At 36.5% G+C, this 19,279-nt stretch carries 16 protein-coding genes; 10 read left to right on the top strand and 6 right to left on the bottom strand.

Annotated features, from left to right (window positions below; all coding sequences use genetic code 11):
- Positions 1-395: 395 nt before the first annotated feature.
- A complete protein-coding gene (gene tnpA, locus LB450_RS06585; protein ID WP_224487076.1) occupies positions 396-848 on the top strand; it encodes an IS200/IS605 family transposase in 453 nt (150 codons plus the stop codon).
- Between the two features lie 125 nt (positions 849-973).
- Here tnpA and LB450_RS06580 read toward each other — a convergent pair whose 3' ends face one another.
- Positions 974-2,560 carry a peptide chain release factor 3 gene (locus LB450_RS06580; RefSeq protein ID WP_224487075.1) on the bottom strand — a complete coding sequence of 529 codons (1,587 nt, stop codon included), beginning with the start codon at positions 2,558-2,560 and terminating at the stop codon, positions 974-976.
- Between the two features lie 245 nt (positions 2,561-2,805).
- Here LB450_RS06580 and LB450_RS06575 point away from each other — a divergent pair, with 245 nt between their 5' ends.
- From LB450_RS06575 to LB450_RS06540, 8 genes are all read left to right on the top strand, one after another.
- Positions 2,806-8,055 (top strand): SdrD B-like domain-containing protein, encoded by a 5,250-nt coding sequence (locus LB450_RS06575; RefSeq protein ID WP_224487074.1) that lies wholly within the window; start codon positions 2,806-2,808, stop codon positions 8,053-8,055.
- An 11-nt stretch (positions 8,056-8,066) separates the two neighbouring features.
- Positions 8,067-8,999 carry a PorP/SprF family type IX secretion system membrane protein gene (locus LB450_RS06570; RefSeq protein WP_224487073.1) on the top strand — a complete coding sequence of 311 codons (933 nt, stop codon included), beginning with the start codon at positions 8,067-8,069 and terminating at the stop codon, positions 8,997-8,999.
- Position 9,000: 1 nt separating this feature from the next.
- Positions 9,001-10,989, top strand: a complete 1,989-nt coding sequence (locus LB450_RS06565; protein WP_224487072.1) for an OmpA family protein — start codon at positions 9,001-9,003, stop codon at positions 10,987-10,989.
- Positions 10,990-11,328: 339 nt separating this feature from the next.
- A complete protein-coding gene (gene idi, locus LB450_RS06560; RefSeq protein ID WP_224487071.1) occupies positions 11,329-11,865 on the top strand; it encodes an isopentenyl-diphosphate Delta-isomerase in 537 nt (178 codons plus the stop codon).
- Positions 11,866-11,869: 4 nt separating this feature from the next.
- The gene (locus LB450_RS06555) at positions 11,870-12,280 is read left to right on the top strand and encodes a 6-pyruvoyl trahydropterin synthase family protein (RefSeq protein WP_224487070.1); all 411 of its coding nucleotides are present in this window, start codon (positions 11,870-11,872) and stop codon (positions 12,278-12,280) included.
- Position 12,281: 1 nt separating this feature from the next.
- On the top strand, positions 12,282-12,737 hold the full coding sequence (locus tag LB450_RS06550; RefSeq protein ID WP_224487069.1) for a peroxiredoxin: 456 nt from the start codon (positions 12,282-12,284) through the stop codon (positions 12,735-12,737).
- Positions 12,737-13,705 (top strand): type I phosphomannose isomerase catalytic subunit, encoded by a 969-nt coding sequence (locus LB450_RS06545; RefSeq protein WP_224487068.1) that lies wholly within the window; start codon positions 12,737-12,739, stop codon positions 13,703-13,705. Before LB450_RS06550 ends, LB450_RS06545 begins: the two co-directional genes overlap by 1 nt.
- 43 nt (positions 13,706-13,748) lie before the next feature.
- Positions 13,749-14,015, top strand: a complete 267-nt coding sequence (locus LB450_RS06540) for a hypothetical protein (protein ID WP_224487067.1) — start codon at positions 13,749-13,751, stop codon at positions 14,013-14,015.
- 28 nt (positions 14,016-14,043) lie between these two features.
- Here the strand turns inward: LB450_RS06540 and LB450_RS06535 are convergent, their stop codons facing one another.
- Genes LB450_RS06535 through LB450_RS06525 form a run of 3 tightly spaced genes read right to left on the bottom strand, consistent with a single transcriptional unit; the run spans position 14,044 to position 16,931 of the window.
- On the bottom strand, positions 14,044-14,799 hold the full coding sequence (locus LB450_RS06535) for a DUF4369 domain-containing protein (RefSeq protein WP_224487066.1): 756 nt from the start codon (positions 14,797-14,799) through the stop codon (positions 14,044-14,046).
- A 10-nt stretch (positions 14,800-14,809) separates the two neighbouring features.
- Positions 14,810-16,075 (bottom strand): DUF819 family protein, encoded by a 1,266-nt coding sequence (locus tag LB450_RS06530; protein WP_224487065.1) that lies wholly within the window; start codon positions 16,073-16,075, stop codon positions 14,810-14,812.
- A gap of 52 nt (positions 16,076-16,127) precedes the next feature.
- A complete protein-coding gene (locus LB450_RS06525) occupies positions 16,128-16,931 on the bottom strand; it encodes a Cof-type HAD-IIB family hydrolase (RefSeq protein ID WP_224487064.1) in 804 nt (267 codons plus the stop codon).
- A gap of 282 nt (positions 16,932-17,213) precedes the next feature.
- On the opposite strand from LB450_RS06525, the gene LB450_RS06520 reads away from it, so the two are divergent.
- Positions 17,214-17,984: a S1/P1 nuclease gene (locus LB450_RS06520; RefSeq protein WP_224487063.1), complete on the top strand. Its 771-nt coding sequence runs from the start codon at positions 17,214-17,216 to the stop codon at positions 17,982-17,984.
- Here the strand turns inward: LB450_RS06520 and LB450_RS06515 are convergent.
- Both LB450_RS06515 and LB450_RS06510 read right to left on the bottom strand, forming a co-directional pair.
- The gene (locus tag LB450_RS06515) at positions 17,981-18,259 is read right to left on the bottom strand and encodes a TIGR03643 family protein (protein ID WP_224487062.1); all 279 of its coding nucleotides are present in this window, start codon (positions 18,257-18,259) and stop codon (positions 17,981-17,983) included. The two genes, LB450_RS06520 and LB450_RS06515, sit on opposite strands and share 4 nt — an antisense overlap.
- A gap of 3 nt (positions 18,260-18,262) precedes the next feature.
- Entirely contained in the window at positions 18,263-18,610 is a 348-nt protein-coding gene (locus LB450_RS06510) for a DoxX family protein (RefSeq protein ID WP_224487061.1), read from the bottom strand.
- Positions 18,611-19,279 lie beyond the last annotated feature (669 nt).

Below are 19,279 nucleotides of genomic sequence, written 5' to 3'. Positions count from 1 at the left end.
CAGGTTTGTGCCTGTTCCATCAGGCTAACGCCTGATGTTAAGATATGTCGCCCCTTCAGGGCTGAGCAGGTTTGTGCTTGTTCCATCAGGCTAGCGCCTGATGTTGAGGTATGTCGCCTCTTCAGGGCTGAGCAGGTTTGCGCCTGTTCCATCAGGCTAGCGCCTGATGTTGAGATATGTCGCCCCTTCGGAGCTATCTTGAAGCCTTAAGCTATTAGCCCCAACGGGGCGATATGTGTTAATGATGCGCAAAGCGCATCAGAATAATAAGCTGTAACTATAAAGCCCTGAAAGGGCGATATACCTTTCTGATTCAGTAAGTTTTGTCCCATTTAATGTACTAAACAAGCTTTTGAATACGTTTCAATTAGGTTGTAATTTTCTAAAATTAGATTATGGGACAATCGCTTGTTAAAAATTATATCCACATTGTATTCAGCACTAAATATAGGAAACACCTTATTGACGAGGAAATCCAAGAAGAACTATTCGCTTATCTTGGAGGTGTTTGTAATCAGTTAGAGTGTTATCCTATTAAAATAGGTGGGTACACCAATCATGTTCACATTCTTTGTAAACTCTCTCAAAAGGTTCTACTTATGACCCTTTTAAATAAGCTTAAATCTAATTCCTCAAAATGGATCAAAACGAAGGGTAAGCGGTATTCACAATTTTATTGGCAAGATGGATATGGTGCTTTTTCAGTAAACCCTTCGCAAGTGGGTATTGTGATTAATTATATAGCTAACCAAAAACAGCATCACAAAATGAAAACCTTCAAGAGTGAATATAGAGCCTTTCTTCATAAATATAATGTAGATTATGATGAACGTTATGTGTGGGATTAGGTATGTCGCCCCTTCGGGGCTGAGCAGGCTTGCGCCTGTCTCAACAGGCTTACGCCTGATGTCGGGGTATGTCGCCCCTTCGGGGCTAACTTATGGCGGAAAGCAGGTTCCCGGCTCAAAAAACATTAGAACTCAGAGGTGAAATGAAATGTAATGTTAGGATACTTCTGCTGTGTCATTTGCAATGAGAATTCGGAGTCGGCCAGGAATACGAGTTGGTCTGACTTGTCATGAGCCAAAAATTTCGATTTTACACGTTTGAATTCTTTGAACTCTTCACTTTTAGGATCTTTGGGTTCTACCCAGCAAGCCTTATGAACGTTTATGTTTTCGTAAGAACATTTGGCACCGTATTCGTGTTCCAGTCTGTATTGAATGACTTCGTACTGTAAAGCCCCGACAGTTCCTATAATTTTTCTGTTATTCAGTTCCAGGGTGAACAACTGCGCCACACCTTCGTCCATCAACTGTTCAATGCCTTTGTTGAGTTGTTTGGACTTCATCGGGTCAGCATTGTTGATGTACCTAAAATGCTCTGGTGAAAAATTAGGGATACCTTTATACTGAAGAATTTCGCCTTCGGTGAGGGTGTCACCAATTTTGAAAGTCCCTGTATCGTGTAAGCCGACAATATCTCCTGGGAACATCTCATCGACAACTTCCTTGCGTTCGGCAAAAAAAGCATTGGGACTGGAAAATTTTAAATTTTTATTGCTTCTGACGTGAAGGTAAGGCTTGTTTCTTTCAAATTTTCCTGAAACTACTTTCACAAAAGCAAGTCTGTCTCTGTGGCGAGGATCCATATTGGCATGAATCTTAAACACAAAACCGGTAAACTTATCTTCCTCGGGTCTTATTTCTCTGGTGTCACTTTGCTTTGGTCGGGGTGGCGGAGCAATTTCAATAAAGCAATCCAGGAGTTCACGCACGCCAAAATTGTTAAGTGCTGAGCCAAAAAAGACAGGTTGTAATTCTCCCTTTTTGTATTGATCTATATTAAATTCAGGATATACGCCCTGTGCAAGTTCTAGTTCTTCTCTCAGGGTATCTGCTGAATCAGTTCCTATAAGCTGGTCGATTTCATCTGTGGATAAATCGCTGACCTGAACTGTTTCTTCAATGTCTTTTTTGGGATCACCGGTGAAGAGATTGACGTTTTTCTCCCAGATGTTGTAGATTCCCTTAAAATCATAACCCATACCGATAGGAAAACTCAAAGGAGTGACGTGAAGTCCAAGCTTTTGTTCGATTTCATCCAAAAGTTCGAAGGCATCTTTACCTTCTCTGTCCATTTTATTGATGAAAACGATGATAGGGATGTTTCGCATTCGGCAGACCTTTACCAGTTTCTCCGTTTGCTCCTCCACCCCTTTCGCGACGTCAATGACAACAATGACACTGTCCACGGCGGTTAAGGTTCTAAAAGTATCTTCAGCAAAATCCTTGTGACCTGGCGTGTCTAAAATATTGATTTTTATATTTTTATACTCAAATCCTAAAACGGAAGTCGCTACCGAAATTCCTCTCTGGCGCTCTATTTCCATAAAGTCACTGGTAGCTGTTTTCTTTATTTTATTATTTTTTACTGCGCCAGCCTCTTGAATAGCACCTCCAAACAAAAGTAATTTTTCAGTCAGTGTGGTTTTCCCGGCATCAGGGTGAGACACAATACCGAAGGTTCTACGGCGATTGATTTCCTTATTTATTTTCATGTGGCAAATTTAATTTTTTATAGACTGAAATCAATTATTAGAGCTTTTTTGTTGATTATATTTTTTTTTAAAAAAAAGTTAACGAAAAATCATAAAAGTTAAAATATTTGATACATTTGATTAAACAATCTACAAACATGAGAATAACTACTTCTTCTTTTATATTCTTATTTTTAATTTTTTTTCAAAGCTTCTGGGTTAATGCTCAAGAAGAGACCAAATTTACAAATCCCTTTGCAGATCTTATGCAAAAGTTAAAAGCTTCTGGCGTCATAGAAGGTTTTATCTACGCAGATTTTAATGGTAATGGTACACAGGATGCTGGAGAGCCAGGATTAGGGGGCGTTCGGGTTATTATTATTAATTCTGATGGACAGGGTGTGTCTGTATTAACAAATGCTGATGGAATTTGGTCTTTAGCGGTTGAAGAAGGTACTAAATCGATTATAATGGACAGTTCAAGTTTGCCTCCTGGAGCTGTATTAACTGAAGGTTCAGACCCTAACACTGTCCAGGCTATAGCAAACACTACAGTTCAAGCACAAACCAAGGGTTATACATTTCAGGGAGATGCTACAGGTCACTTGTATTTTGATGTCAATGGAAACGAAACTCAGGATGCAGGAGAACCAAATATGCCAAATGTTGATGTTTTTATTACAGATCAATATGGAAATACTCAACCAGTAACTACAGATGCTGATGGAGTTTGGCTGGCAACTGTTCTTTTTGGAAATATAGAAGTTAACATAGATGAAACGGATGTTGATTTCCCAACAGGTGCGCTTCAAACAGAAGGGATCAATCCATCTACACACAACATTCCTCAGGGTCAAACTACATTTACTGAAAATGATGGTTTTTTCGAATCTGGAATCCTTAGGGGAACTCTCTATTTCGATGCTAACGAAAACGGAAATCAAGATGCTAATGAACCTGGTTTACCTGATATTCCTGTTGTAATTCAAACATCATTAGGTGATAATATTACTCTAACTACAGATGTTGACGGATTTTGGGGCACAAGAGTACCTAAGGGATCAACTGTAAGTTCTATTGATGAAACTGTCCCGCAATTTCCTAATGGCGCAACCCAAACGGAGGGCACAAATCCAACAACAACTCAAGTCCTAAATGCACAAACCTATGAGGAGACTGATGGATTCTTCGGATCAGGTATTTTAACTGGTCATTTGTACTTCGATACCAATGGTGATGCTACTCAGAATGCTGGAGAAGCTGATATGCCAGATGTTGATATTTCTATCACAGATCAGTATGGAAATACCCAAACAGTAGTAACAAATGCAGAGGGAAACTGGACAGCCAATGTTTTATTAGGGGCTGTTGTGATTAATATAGACAAAACAGATGCAGACTTTCCTACAGGTGCCTTTCAAACCGAAGGCGATAACCCATCCTCCCATACAACTCTTCAGGGCCAAGCTATTTTTACCGAGAATGATGGATTCTTTAAATCAGGAACTCTCTCTGGAATCTTGTATTTTGATAGTAATGCCAATGGAAACAAAGATGCTGGTGAATCTGGCATCTCAGATGTTTCAGTTAACATTACAACTTCACAGGGTAATAACATTGAAGTAGTCACAAATGTGAATGGATCTTGGAGTACACGAGTTCCTGAAGGTACTACAATAAGTTTTATTGATGAAGATGATCCTGAATTTCCAAATGGAGTTTCACAGACTGACGGAGAAAACCCAACAACTACTGAAGTTGTGAATGGACAAACTTATGAAGAGTTTGATGGATTCTTCGCTTCAGGGATTTTAACTGGTCATTTGTACTTCGACACCAATGGCAATGGTGTCCAGGATGCTGGTGAGGCTGATATGCCGGATGTAAATGTGAGAATCACAAACCAGTATGGGAGTCCTCAAACAGTAGTTGTGACAAATGCAGAGGGAGACTGGACAGCCGATGTTTTGATAGGTTCTGCTGAGGTTAATATAGACGAAACCGATGCGGATTTCCCGACAGGTGCTTTGCAAACTGAAGGAGCCAACCCATCCACTCATACCGTTATGCAAGCTCAATCTACGTTTACAGAAAATGATGGGTTTTATAAATCTGGTATACTTTCTGGAATTTTATATTTTGATAACAATGGAAATGGAACTCAGGATACAGGTGAATCTGGTATCTCAGATGTTTCAGTTGAAATTACAACATCATTGGGTAATGTCATAGATGTAATTACAGATGAGAATGGAGCCTGGAATGCAAGAGTTCCCGAAGGTGATACAGAAAGTCTTATTGTTGAAGAGGATCCTGAGTTTCCAGAGGGAGTTTCGCAAACGGAAGGTTCAAATCCAACAACAACAGAAGTCATAAATGGGCAAACCTATGAAGAGTTTGATGGATTTTTCAGCACAGGCGTTTTGACAGGTCATTTGTACTTCGATACCAATGGCAATGGCGTTCAGGATAATGGGGAGACTAATATGCCAGATGTTGATATTTTCATTACAGATCAGTATGGAAATACTAAAACAGTAACCACAAATGCAGATGGAGACTGGACAGCCGATGTTTTATTTAGTGCTATTGAGGTTGATATAGACGAAACCGATGCAGATTTCCCTACGGGCGCTTTTCAAACTGAAGGCACAAATCCGTCAACACATACACCAATTTTTGGTGAAGTTACCTTTACAGAGAATGATGGATTCTATGAATCTGGAATTCTCTCCGGGATATTATATTTTGACACCAATGGAAATGGAGATCAAGATGCTAATGAATTAGGAATTTCAGATGTTTCAGTAGAAATAGAAACCTCTTTAGGTGAGCCCATAAGCCTGACTACAGATATAAACGGTAGTTGGAGTACACGAGTTCCTAAAGGTTCAACAGTGAGTTCAATCGACGAAACCGACACTGATTTTCCAGATTCAGTTTTACAAACAGAAGGTACAAATCCAACAACAACAGAGGTTATAGTTGGAAAAACCTACCTGGAGTTTGATGGATTTTCAGCTTCAGGAACGATAATCGGTCATCTCTATTTTGATACCAATGGAAATGGAACTCAGGATGCAGGGGAAGCTGATATGCCCGATGTTGATGTTATAATTACCGACCAGTATGGAACTCCTCAAACAGTGACAACAACTGCAGACGGAGACTGGCTTGCTGATGTTTTAATCGGTTCTGTGGAAGTTGATATAGATGAAACAGACACTGATTTCCCTACTGAAGCTCTTCAAACTGAAGGAAGCAACCCTTCTATTCATAGAGTTATTCAAGATCAAATAACGTTCACAGAAAATGATGGATTTTACCAATCTGGAATTCTCTCCGGAGTATTATATTATGATGCCAACGGAAATGGAAACCAGGATACTAATGAATCTGGTATCTCAAATGTTTCAGTTGACATTACGACATCTTTGGGAGATATTATAACCCTAACTACAGATGGAAGTGGAATTTGGAGTACAAGAGTCCCTGAAGGTTCTACAGTGAGTCAAATTGTTGAAACGGATCCTGAATTCCCTGAAAGGATTTTACAAACAGAAGGCACAAACCCGACAACTACTGATGTGATAAATGGACAATCTTATACTGAATCTGATGGGTACATCGGTTTAGGAATTTTAAGGGGGCATTTATATTATGATGCCAATGGTAACGGCACTCAGGATGCTGATGAGGAGGATATGCCAGATATAGATATTGAAATCATAGATGTTTTAGGAAATACTACTATTTTAGTTACTGATGTTAACGGGGATTGGAATATTGAAGTCCCAGCTGGAAATACAATTTCCAACATAGATCAGCAAGACCCCGACTTTCCTCAAAATGTAGTTCAAACTGAAGGTACCGATCCTACAGAAACATTAGTAGTTTCAGATGATGATATATCATCAGATAACGATGGTTTTTTTGAAAACGATCCTCAAATAGAAGGAACCTTATCCGGTCACTTATATATGGATGTAAACGGTAACGGCGATCAGGATTCTGGGGAACCTGATTTACCAAATATTGATATCGAGATTACAGATACATTTGGTGGTAAAACTATTTTGTCTTCAGATGCTAATGGGAATTGGTCCATCGTAGTACCCGCTGGAAATACAATATCGGATATTCTTCAAACCGATCCTGATTTCCCTGAAGGAGTAATTCAAACAGAAGGAACAGATCCAACAACTACTTTTGTGCCTGCAGATGCTGAAGTAGTATCAGATAATGATGGATTTTTTGAACAAGATTCCTCTAATGAAGGAACCTTATCAGGACATCTGTATTTCGATAATAATTCAAATGGCATTCAGGATGCAGATGAGCCAGATATGCCAGATGTTTTGGTTCAGGTCATGGACGAAGCCGGAATAAGCCAAAACTTAATCACAGATGTCAATGGAGACTGGACTGCTCAGGTAGCTGCAGGTTCAGTTACATCAACTATTGATTTAACAGATGCAGCATTTCCTCAAGGAGCTACTCAGACGCAAGGCACAAACCCAACGTCTAGTCGGGTAAATGCGGGAGGTGTAATCGAAGAAGAAGCTGATGGTTTTTATACAACCAACCAAACAGGATTGCTTAGTGGTATTCTCTATGATGATGAGAATAACAACGGAATTCAAGATAATAATGAATTGGGTATTGCTAGCAATGAAATTCAAATTGAAGAATCTGATGGTAGCATAAGTTCAGTAACTACAAATTCTGAAGGCGAGTGGTCCATGGTTGTTTCTATTGGAAACACGACATCTACTATAGATGTTAACGGTCCCAATTTCCCTATAGGAGCAGACCAGACTCAAGGAACTAACCCGACGACAACATTTGTTGGATCAAATGCGAATGTTGCTGAAGTTCCTGATGGCTTTTTCTTTTTAGAAACCCGTGGAACAGTATTAGGAAGGCTTTATTATGATGAAAACACTAATGGAACACAAGATGCTGACGAAGACGGAATTTCAAATGTCAGAATTTTTATTACTGATGCAACGGGTGCTGAATTTGAGACGGAAACCAATTCAGATGGAGACTGGTCTTTTGAGGTTTTAGCTGGTGAAATCATATCAGAAATCGATCAAAACGACATTGATTTTCCTACAAATGTTATTCAGACCGAAGGTACAAATCCAACAACAACTTTGGTAGTAGCTGGGGAAACCATCAGATCTGATAATGACGGATTTTATATCGAAACCATCAAAACATTTAATGCTATTGCCACAGAAGGAAGTATTTCGAATAATAAATTTTTTAGAATCGAGGGTATAGAAAATTATCCTGAGAATTCTGTTCAGATTTTCAATCGACAGGGAGCTAAAGTATATGACGTTACAAATTATGATAATACAAATGTCAAATTTGCAGGTTATAGTGCTGGTAATGTCAATATGCAAAAAGACAAACGTTTACCACCAGGCACTTATTTCTATATTTTGAATTATGTCAATAGAAACGGTAAACCGATGAGAAGAACAGGATATATACATTTAAATTGATACTCAATCTTATGACTAAATACCGAATTGTACATATAAGTTTGTTGTTTTTCTCACTCCTATTTAGCAACCAGGCAGTTGCTCAGCAGGATCCTAATTTCACTCAGTACATGTATAATACAATGGCTATAAATCCTGCTTATGCTGGATCTCGAGATGTATTAAGTGCTGCCGTACTTCACAGATCTCAGTGGCTAGGATTTGATGGTGCTCCAAGTTCACAGACTTTCTCTGCCCATTCCCCGATTAAAGACGGAAAAATGGGTTTGGGCTTTAACCTAGTTAATGACAGAATTGGGGTTACTCAGGAAACAGATTTCAATGCTGTTTACAGTTATGCTATTGAATTTCCTGAAAATACAAAACTATCTTTTGGGCTCAATGCAGGAATAAACATGCTAAGTGTTAACTTTAATGAATTGAGTATTTTCGATCCTAACGATCCTGAGTTTAACAATTTCGAGGATAAAATTTCTCCCCAATTGGGACTGGGCGCATTATGGTATAATGATCAATACTATGTTGGACTTAGCGTACCGGCTTTATTACGAACAGATCGATTTTCAGAAAATTCTGTTGCAGATGCCCAAGTTAGAGACCGCTTGCATTATTACCTGACTGCTGGCTATGTTTATGACATTAATCCTACTTTAAAATTTAAGCCATCCATTTTACTGAGACATGTAAGTGGAGCTCCAGTATTAGCTGAGGTATCGTCAAATTTTTTAATCAACGGCAAATTTACAGTAGGTGCTGCCTACAGAATTAACTCAGCATTCTCTGCCTTATTTGCATTTCAAGCTAGTGATGCCATATTGCTTGGTATTGCTTACGATAGAGACACGTCAAAATTGTCAAATTATAATGATGGTTCCCTGGAGTTTTTTGCAAGATTTGAATTATTCAAGAAGTATAAAAAAATGTATTCACCAAGATTTTTCTAAAATGAAATTGAATTTAAATCATATCTTTTATGTATTGGCCATACTGTTTTCCTGTTTGGGAAATGCACAGGAGGAGAAATTGAAAGAAGCCGATAAGATGTTTGAAGGTTTTGCCTTTATAGATGCTCAAAAAATTTATCTTGAAGTTGCTAAAACCGGGTATAAATCTGAAAATCTATTTAAAAAACTTGGAGACTCTTATTACTTCAATAATGATTTGGAGAATGCTCTGAATTGGTACGCAAAATTATATGAGTTAAACCCCAACCTTCCGAAGGAGTATTTATTCAAATATGCTCAGTCTTTAAAAAGCGTTAAGCAATATGATGAGGCGGATTTAATCATGTTAAAATTTAATGCCTTAAATAAAAATGATAGCAGGGTCTCTAGACTTAAAAACGAACGTGACTATTTGGAAATTATAGACATGCAGTCAGATAGATTCACCCTTAGTGAGACTCCTATAAATTCTGAGTACTCTGAGTTTTCTCCTTCCTTCTATAAGGACAAATTAGTATATGCTTCCAATAAGCCTAAGTTCTCTTTAATGAGAAGAATTGATGAATGGAGCAACCAACCTTACCTTAACCTATATAGCGTAGAACTTTCAGACTCTTTGGAAGTCACATCTCAGCCAATCAATTTTTTAGATGAATTAAACTCTAGATTTCATGAGTCATCACCCGTATTCACGCGTGATGGGAAAACTGTATATTTTACAAGAAATAATCTGGTAGATAATCAACTTAAACGCGGAGATGATGGTGTAAGTTATTTGAAATTATTCAAATCTGAATTAGGTGAAGATAATAGCTGGTCAAAGCCACAGGAACTACCGTTCAATAGTGATAATTTTTCTATAGCTCATCCAGCCTTGAGCAGTGACGAAAAAACCCTTTATTTTTCTTCAGATATGGAAGGCACAAGAGGCAGATCCGACCTTTATAAAGTCGACATTATAGATGACAATACTTATAGCGAGCCCGAAAATCTTGGAGACGCAATTAATACTGAAGGGCGAGAAAGTTTTGCCTTTGTGAGTGAAGATAACATGCTTTATTTCTCATCCGATGGTCATTTAGGTCTGGGAGGTCTGGATGTTTTTGTTGCTGCTATAAAAGAGAATGGAGAACTAGGAGAAGTATTTAATGTTGGAAAACCGATTAACAGCAATAAAGATGATTTTAGTTTTATTATTGACTCTAAAATTAAAAAGGGATTTTTCGCTTCCAATAGAGGAGAAGCAGATACAAGTGATGATATTTATTCATTTAGACAACTTCAAGAATTGATGACAGCATGTTTTCAATCCATAAATGGTAAAATCTATAACTTTAGTACAGACGAGGCTCTCAAAGGTGCTAAAGTAGAGTTATATGATGAGGATTTGAATTTGTTGCAATCCACAGTAACTAGCTCAGAAGGATTATATCAATTTGAAATCGAATGTGGTACTAAGTATGTTGTAAGGGTTTCTAAAGATAATTTTATAACTGAAGAAGAATTCGTCAAAACAAACACCGATTTTGATACTGAGAATTCTTTAAATTTCAACGTGCAGGGTGGAAATGAGCTCGGTGTAACCGAAGTTGATAATGGGGATGATCTTAGCGAATTACTTCAATTAGATCCAATTTACTTCGATTTCGATGCTTTTCAGATTCGTCCGGATGCTGAAGTGGAATTACAGAAAATTATTGCTGTGATGAAATCCTACCCCGAATTGCGAATAGAAATACGGTCACATACAGATAGTAGGGGAGATGATGCGTACAATAAAGCGTTATCAGAAAAACGCGCAAAAGCTACCAGGGATTATATAGTTAGCAAAGCCGGTTTAGAGAGCAGCAGAATTATTGCAAAGGGTTACGGAGAAACTCAACCGGTCAATAGTTGTTCGAATGAATCCGTTTGTACACAAGAAGAGCATGACCAAAATAGAAGATCCGAATTTATTATTTTAAACGAAAATAATACTAAAGAAGATTAAATTTTAAGATTCATCATCTTCAGTCTAAGAACTCTATGCTCATGATAGCGAAGCTTTAGTCAAATTTGGAAGTGCAATCTTATAATGTTATGCCATGTTCTAAAATCTGATTTTAAATACTTTTTTATTTATCAATTTCAAAAAGGATATAAAAAAATTGAGTGTGAAATTGCTCAAGAAACAACGTCTGAGGGACGCGCATAGGCTGTAAGTTTTCTAGATATGTATTTGATTGATTTTTTTAAGTCAATTACTAAATAATTCATAAATAACATCTTTTCATTGAAGGTGCTTTCCTTATTTGTAGTCTTATGCAAGTTATTTTGTACTTTTGAAACTATGATAGAAAGCACTACCAATTATGTAATTCTTGTGGATGAAAACGATAATCCACAAGGAACCATGGAAAAAATAGAAGCTCATGAAAAAGCTAAGCTTCACCGGGCTTTTTCAGTTTTTATTTATAATTCAGACAACGAATTAATGTTGCAGCAACGCGCACTGACAAAGTATCACACGCCAGGTCTTTGGACCAACACCTGCTGTAGTCATCAAAAACTTGGAGAATCTAATATTGAAGCGGGCAAAAGACGTCTTCAGGAAGAAATGGGTTTTAGCACAGAGCTTCAGGAAACCATTTCTTTTATCTACAAAGCTCCGTTTGAAAATGGTCTTACTGAGCATGAATATGATTATATCCTAGTTGGTGAATTCAATGAAGAGCCTAAGCCTAATCCAGAAGAAGTTCATGCTTGGAAATGGATGAAGCTTGAAGATATTGAAGTTGATATTAAAAAAAATCCAAAGGATTATACAGAGTGGTTCAAAATTATTTTTGAAAAACATAAAAGTGAAATGATAAAATCCTCAACCTAAGCTTATGAAAGTTACTGTACACCGCAAAGCTCATTTTAATGCCGCGCACAGATTATATAGAAAAGACTGGAGTTTTGAAAAAAATGAACAAATTTTCGGGAAGTGCAATAATCCTCACTACCATGGTCATAATTACGAACTCATCGCCTCTGTAACCGGCGAAATTGATCCTGAAACAGGCTATGTCATGGATGTGAAAGTCTTAAAAGATTTTATCAAATCTGAAGTCGAAGACGCTTTTGATCATAAAAACCTTAATGAAGAGGTTCCCGAGTTTGAAAACCTAAACCCCACAGCAGAAAATATTTCTGTTGTAATTTGGAATAAATTAAAGCCTAAACTAAAAAAGGGTCATGAGCTAGAAATCACGCTTTATGAAACTCCTCGAAATTTCGTAACCTATAAAGGAAATTAAAATGTCAATAGAAAAAGGAGAAAAAGTACCACAGTTTGAGCTAAAAGATCAAGAGGGTAATAGTTTTAATTCAGAAAGTATTGTAGGTAAAAAACCAGCAGTTATTTATTTCTACCCAAAAGACTTTACACCTGGTTGTACCAAAGAAGCCTGTAGTTTTAGAGATAGTTATGAAGACTTTAAAGAAGCTGGTGCAGAGGTGATTGGAATCAGCAATGATTCAGAAAAGTCACATGCTAAATTTGCTAAAAAATATAAACTCCCCTTTATTTTACTTTCCGATCCTAATGGCCGAGCTAGAAAAAAATTTGGAATTAAAAAAAGCCTTTTAGGACTGGTGCCTGGGAGGGAAACTTTTGTTATTGATGCTGAAGGTCAGGTGATTTTCAAATTTAATAGTCTTGACGCTTCCAAGCACATGAAAAAAGCACTTAACGCCATTAAGAAATTGGATTGATGTTGTATCCACTTAAGTTTAACTCAATTTTGAAAGAAAAAATTTGGGGAGGGAATAAGTTATATTTCAAAACCGAAGAAAAGATTCACGATAAAAAAATAGGAGAAAGCTGGGAAATCAGTGGTATTAAAAATGAAGTTTCTGTTATTAAAAATGGTAGCCTTAGAGGCAAAAGCCTCCAGGACATACTTGAAGAATTCGAAGATAAGTTAGTTGGGAAATCAGTTTTTGAACGATTTAATTATGAATTCCCAGTTTTAATTAAACTTATTGAGGCTAAAGAAAATCTTTCTGTTCAGCTTCATCCAGACGATCGCCTGGCAAAAAAACGTCATAACAGTTTTGGTAAGACGGAAATGTGGTACATCCTTGAGGCAGAGGAGGATTCTAGATTAATTATTGATTTTAATGAATCCATAACTGTTGAGAGGTATCAGGAATTATTAAAAAAAGGAGACTTAGAGGCTGCATTAAACACTGTTAAGGTGAAGGAAGGTGATGCCTTTTTTATAAAACCTGGATTAGTACATGCTATAGGTGCAGGTATTACTTTGGCGGAAATTCAACAAACCTCGGATATAACTTACCGTCTTTTCGATTGGAATAGAACAGATAAAGAGGGGAACCCCAGGCAGCTTCATACAGATCTTGCTTTAGATGCTATTAATTTTGATAGTCATAACGATTACAAAATTCAATATCATCCAAAACTAAATTCTAAAGTTTCATTAGCAAGTACACCTTATTTTATCACTAATTATTTGAAAGTAAAAGGGGGACTGGATTTGAATTATTCAAATCTAGATTCCTTCACTATACTTATGAATGTTGGTCATGAGGATGCTTTTATAGTTCATGAAAAGCTTAACTATACTATTTCTTCTAAAGAGACTTTACTTATTCCAGCTTGCCTTGATTTCATCAGATTAGAATCAAAAGGCACCAAACTTTTAGAAATCAGTATTTAGTTTCAAAATTAGTTTACTTTTGCCAAAAATAATTTTTTATAAAATGGCAAGTAAAAAGCAATTAAAAAAAGAACTAAACAACCGCTTTGGTGAAATCATTGACGGTGCATTAATCAATCAAGAAGCAAATTCAGAAGATATAAAAAATAAGACGGAAGAGCTTGTGGATGATATTATAGCTGAATTTGATAAGCAAATTGAGCAAATCAACAAAAGCGATGCGGAAGACAGAGCCAAGCACTTAAAATCTGTGAAAGAATCTATAAGTAAAAAAGCAGATGAGTTTGTGGAAAGACTCAACAAGCTTTAATTTGACTCTTCAATACTGAAGTTATTGATTATTGTTCTTTTGAAACCTTATCAATAACTTCAGTTTTTACAGTTTCTTCATCATTTCTCTTCCTATCCTCAATTAACTCCTTGAGCTGCTTTCCATATAAAGATTTCTGAATAGGCCTGTCTAAGGCGTTATAGATTGTGTCCAAATACTTAATCTTAGCATCAAAAGCTTCAGAAAGGATCACATAAGGAGATACTTCTAAATTTTTATTATTTAAGGCGAAATTCACTGTGTAGAGATATTTTCTTTTTAAAATAGAATTAAATCTTTTATTTAAACTGTCTAATTTTAGTTCATTCTGAGCTTTACTGGCTTTAAAATTAGCCTCAACTAGACCTAATCGTTGATCATTAAAACGTTTCACTACTTCGTTGTATTCCTCAAGTTTCTTTTGGTTTTCAAAATCAGAAACGATTTCCAGATCCATCCCGTAATTCTTCAAAGAAGTTGTTAGTGCTAGTTCTCCTGGTTCAGCAAAAAACCTGATTAGTTCTGCGTAATCCTCTCCGTTGTAACGCTCTAGTTCGATGAACATGATTTGTGGCTCTTCTATATAGGTGTTGAATACAAATTCAGAAGAACCAGAAATTTGAATTGAATCTACCGTAACCAAACTGGAATCCCCTATTTTTTGAAGATAAAGAGTTCCTTTCTTGAGACCGTCTATGTCTCCAGTGATAAATAAGTTATCATTTTTATTTTGGCATGAAGTTAAAATGATTGCTATAAGGACAAGAGATAAAAAATGTTTCATGTGATGTTTTTTATAAGTTTGATGAGATTTCCATTAATATTGTGCAACCTAATGCGGCATACGTCCCAACTACGTATCCAAAAACCGCAAGTAATACTCCAACGCTGGTTAATGAAGGGTGAAATGCAGAAGCTACAACTGGTGCAGAGGCAGCTCCGCCCACATTGGCCTGGCTTCCTACTGCTAAGAAAAAATAGGGAGCCTTTATAAGTTTGGCTACTAAGATAAGCAAACCGGCATGGATACTCATCCAAATCAATCCAATAAGTATCAATCCAGGATTTTCAAATACAGCAGCAAGATCCATTTTCATTCCAATAGTAGCTACTAGAAAGTAGATAAAAATACTGCCAATCTTACTGGCTCCTGTACCTTCATAGGATTTAGCCTTAGTGAAAGACAAGGCAACTCCAAAAAAAGTTGCGATGGTAATCATCCAGAAAAAAGTTGAGGAGAACGAAGCCAAAGCAGAAGTCTTATCTCTAAACACTTCAAAATTAGCCAGGAGAAATCCAGAGATATACTCTGAAGCCCAGTGAGAAAAGCCGACTGTCACAAAGGCTAGACCAAGCATAATCATATAGTCTTTAAGCTCTGGTGTTCGAGAAACACTTTTGGTATAAGTCGACACTTTCTCTTTCAATTCTTCTATGGCTGAGGTATCAGCCTTTAGCCATTTATCAATCTTATCAGACCTTCCAATGCCAAGTAAAATAATAGCCAGCCATAGATTAGCAACCACTATATCTACCAAAACCATCCCACCGTATTTCTCAGGATTGTATTTAAAAATCTCTAGCATTGCAGCTTGGTTTGCTCCACCACCAATCCAGCTTCCTGCAATTGTGGACAAGCCTCTCCACACAGCATCGGGACCAGCGCCACCAACGGTTTCGGGAGAGAAAGTAGAGATGATGATAATGGCTAGTGGTCCGCCTATAACTATACCAAACGTACCGGTGAGAAACATAATCAAAGCTTTGAAACCAAGATTTTTGATAGCTTTTAAATCTATGCTTAAGGTCATTAAAACCAACGATGCTGGCAAGAAATAACGACTTGCCACAAAATATAGATTGGATGTTGAGTCACTTATGATATTTAGAGAATTAAATATAGCAGGTACTAGATAGCACATTAAAAGAGCAGGAACTATTTTGTAAAACTTATTCCAAAAACCACTTTTTATGCCCGAGGTATAAAAAATCAGTCCAATGGATAGCATTAAAATACCTAAGACAACAGCATCGTTTGTAAATAGCGGAGTTGGGTTCATTTTAAAAACTTGGAGCGTAAAAGTAAAAATTATTAGCAATTATAAGACTCTATCACATTTTAAAATAGGCCAGTAAAAATTCAGCAACACCATCCTCCTTAGCATTCCCTATAATTTCATCAGCTGCCAGTTTCACTTCGTTTTTCGCATTTCCAACAGCTACGCCGTGTCCAGAAGCTTGTAGCATTTCTATATCGTTATAATTATCACCAAAACTTAGCACATCAGACAGGTGTAGACCAAACTCAGAAGCAATCAAAAACTCGATAGCAGACTTTTTAGAAATCTGTTTAGGAGCAATTTCAATATAAGTGTCTTTAGACCTGTACAGGTGGAGATCCTCAGTTAATTTTTTAGCTAACTCATCGTAAAATTCACTCACCAATTTAGCATCCCCCATACACATAATTTTATGAGCCCCGTTATTGTTCCGTTCCCATAATTTCAAAACGTCTTCATTCGATTTGATAGTTGGATTAACCTTAGTATTATTGATTTCTCGTTTTGTCCATTGGTCTAGCTGTGGAGCAAACCAATCATCATTATGATACAGACTTAAATGCAAATCATGAGTATTAGATTTCACGATCTTTTTTACAAGTTCAAAAGAAATGGTCGTGCTTTGTTTGGTAACATTGTTAACAGAAATCAGCCCCCCGTTATACGCGACAAACGGCTGGTTTTGGATACCAAGCTGCTTTTGTAAATGTCTCATTGCTGAAGGCATTCTTGCAGAAATAAGAACAACAGGTACTTTGTTCTTCAATTTATCAATTACAGAGATGGTTTTAGATGAAAGGTCTCTCTCAGCATTTAGGAGGGTTCCGTCGATGTCACTACAAATAAGCTTTTTCATTTTCCTTTCTGTTGATTTTATTACTGCCCAAATTAAAGCGTTTAGATTGTAAGTATATAACTTTTAGGCAAATTAATGTGGATGTTTTTTTTAGAAAAAACTGAAAGCATAATGTTCACTTAAAACAATTCCATTTATATTTGAAAAAAATAAATATGTAGCCGGCATGATTAAACTAATCCTTCAATACCTTGTGAAAAGATTAGTTTTATGACTAAGGCATACACATGCCCGACCGAGTCATTAAGGCCGTTGTGGTCATCAAAAACAAAAAAAATGCACATGAAATATCTCTTAGTTTTTTTAATTCTATCTCAAACTTTATTTGCCTCTGAAGAGGATTGGGGACAAAACGGTCATCGCGTAGTAGGAGAGACCGCAGAAAGTTATTTAAAATCAAAAGTAAGTAAAAAAATAGATAGAATTCTAAACGGTCAATCTCTTGCAGATGCTTCTACTTATGCTGATGAAATCAAAAGTGATAGCGCTTACGATCAATATAAGCCATGGCATTATGCCAACATTCCTTTTGACCAGACTTATAAGGAAGCAGAAAAGAATCCCGAAGGTGATATCGTCTATGGAATTGAAGAATGCATTTCTAAATTGAAATCGGGTCAACTTGATAAAGAACAAGAGCAGTTTTATTTAAGAATGTTAATCCATTTAGTTGGAGATATGCACCAGCCCCTGCACTTTGGTCTCAAAGAAGATAAAGGCGCCAATGATTTTAAAGTGAAGTGGTTCTATCAGCCCACTAACTTGCACAGCGTCTGGGATACCAAAATGATTGAAAGTTATAATATGAGTTATACAGAGCTATATCAAAATTCCCCAGAGCTTAGTAAAACCAAAGTAAAAGCTATTGAATCAGGAACTCTTTTGGATTGGGTGGAGCAGAATCGTGAATTAACTCGCAAAGTATATACATCTGCAGAAGCTGGTGAAAATTTGAGTTACAGATATATGTACGAATGGTTTAATGTTGTGGAATTGCAAATGAAAAAAGCAGGAATAAGATTAGCAGTAATTCTAAATGATATCTATGCTTAACGCTTAGAAATCTTATTCTGTGTAATTTGCTTCTGTCTAGAAGATTTGAATTTCTTCATTGAGTTTTTACTCAGCTTTTTATGTTTTGTCGCTCTCCCTTGAACGCGTTTACGCCACATCCTGAAGCTTGAGGCTTTCATTTCCTTTTGCATTATTTTGATCACCTCGCTTTCTGTGACGCCGAACTGAAATTCAATTGCTTCAAAAGGAGTCCTGTCCTCCCAGGCCATCTCTATAATTCGGTCTAATTCTCTTTCAGTAAATTCTTTTTCCATAGTCTATATATATAAGTATGCCCACCAAATTAAAACAAACTGTAGTGGAATCCTCAAAAGCAATACCCAAATTGGTATGCCAAGTGAAAATTTTTCTCCGCGTAACATATTGAAGTGAATGAGGAAGAACACTGTCAACATCGATATGATTAGGATGGCAGCGTAAGATCTCGTGTCTTGAAAAAGCAAGCCAAGACCAAGCAGTATTTCAAAAGCACCAGCTACTAAATTTAGAGTTCTGCGTTTTGGTAAAAATTTAGGAATGATTTTTACGTAAGCTTTTGGTTTTACGAAATGCATGGTTCCTGCGAAGACATACATTATTGACATTAGTAGTAAATCCCATTTCATAGTACAAGTTTATGCAATAAATGTCTAAAATATCAAGTACACGTATTTTTTAATCAATTTTTCACATGAACAAGCTTCAAATAAATATATAACTTAAAGATAGAGCGAAAGTTATGGTTTCGGATTTAATTTTTTTCAAAAAACCTCTTAAAAAATTTGGATTGAAGAGGGAAAGAGTTGTAGTTTTGCACCCCGCTAATTGAGGTACTGAGAAGATAACGCAAGGATAAAGTAGGGGTAACGTTAAGTCATTTTTACTTGTGAGATGAGGAATTAAGTTGTAGGTTTGCGCTCTCAAAAAAAAAGTTAGTTTTCGTTCTTAAAAAAGTTTTATTTTTTTCAAAATTATCACTTGTTGAATCAAAAATAAGTGTTAGTTTTGCATCCGCTTAGAGAACTAGGCGTACGGGTTTAAGTATCTTTGGTTAGATTTTAAACGACAAGAATTTCTCTTCATCCCTTGAGTGGGAGGTGTTGACTTCGGGTTGACATAAGAGAAAAAGTTCATTGACATATTGAATTGACAATTATAAGTAAGAGATTTACTTATAGAATTAGAAACATTAAAAGATTAGACTAATTGTAACAGATTAGAGTTAATTCCTGAGAATAAGATGTAAGAGTCGAATTCATTTAGACGTTAAGATATATAAGATTTAACGATGAAGA

The sequence above is a fragment of the Psychroflexus curvus genome (assembly GCF_020164585.1).
GTDB lineage: Bacteria > Bacteroidota > Bacteroidia > Flavobacteriales > Flavobacteriaceae > Psychroflexus > Psychroflexus curvus.
This window is presented reverse-complemented; position numbering and strand designations above follow the sequence as displayed.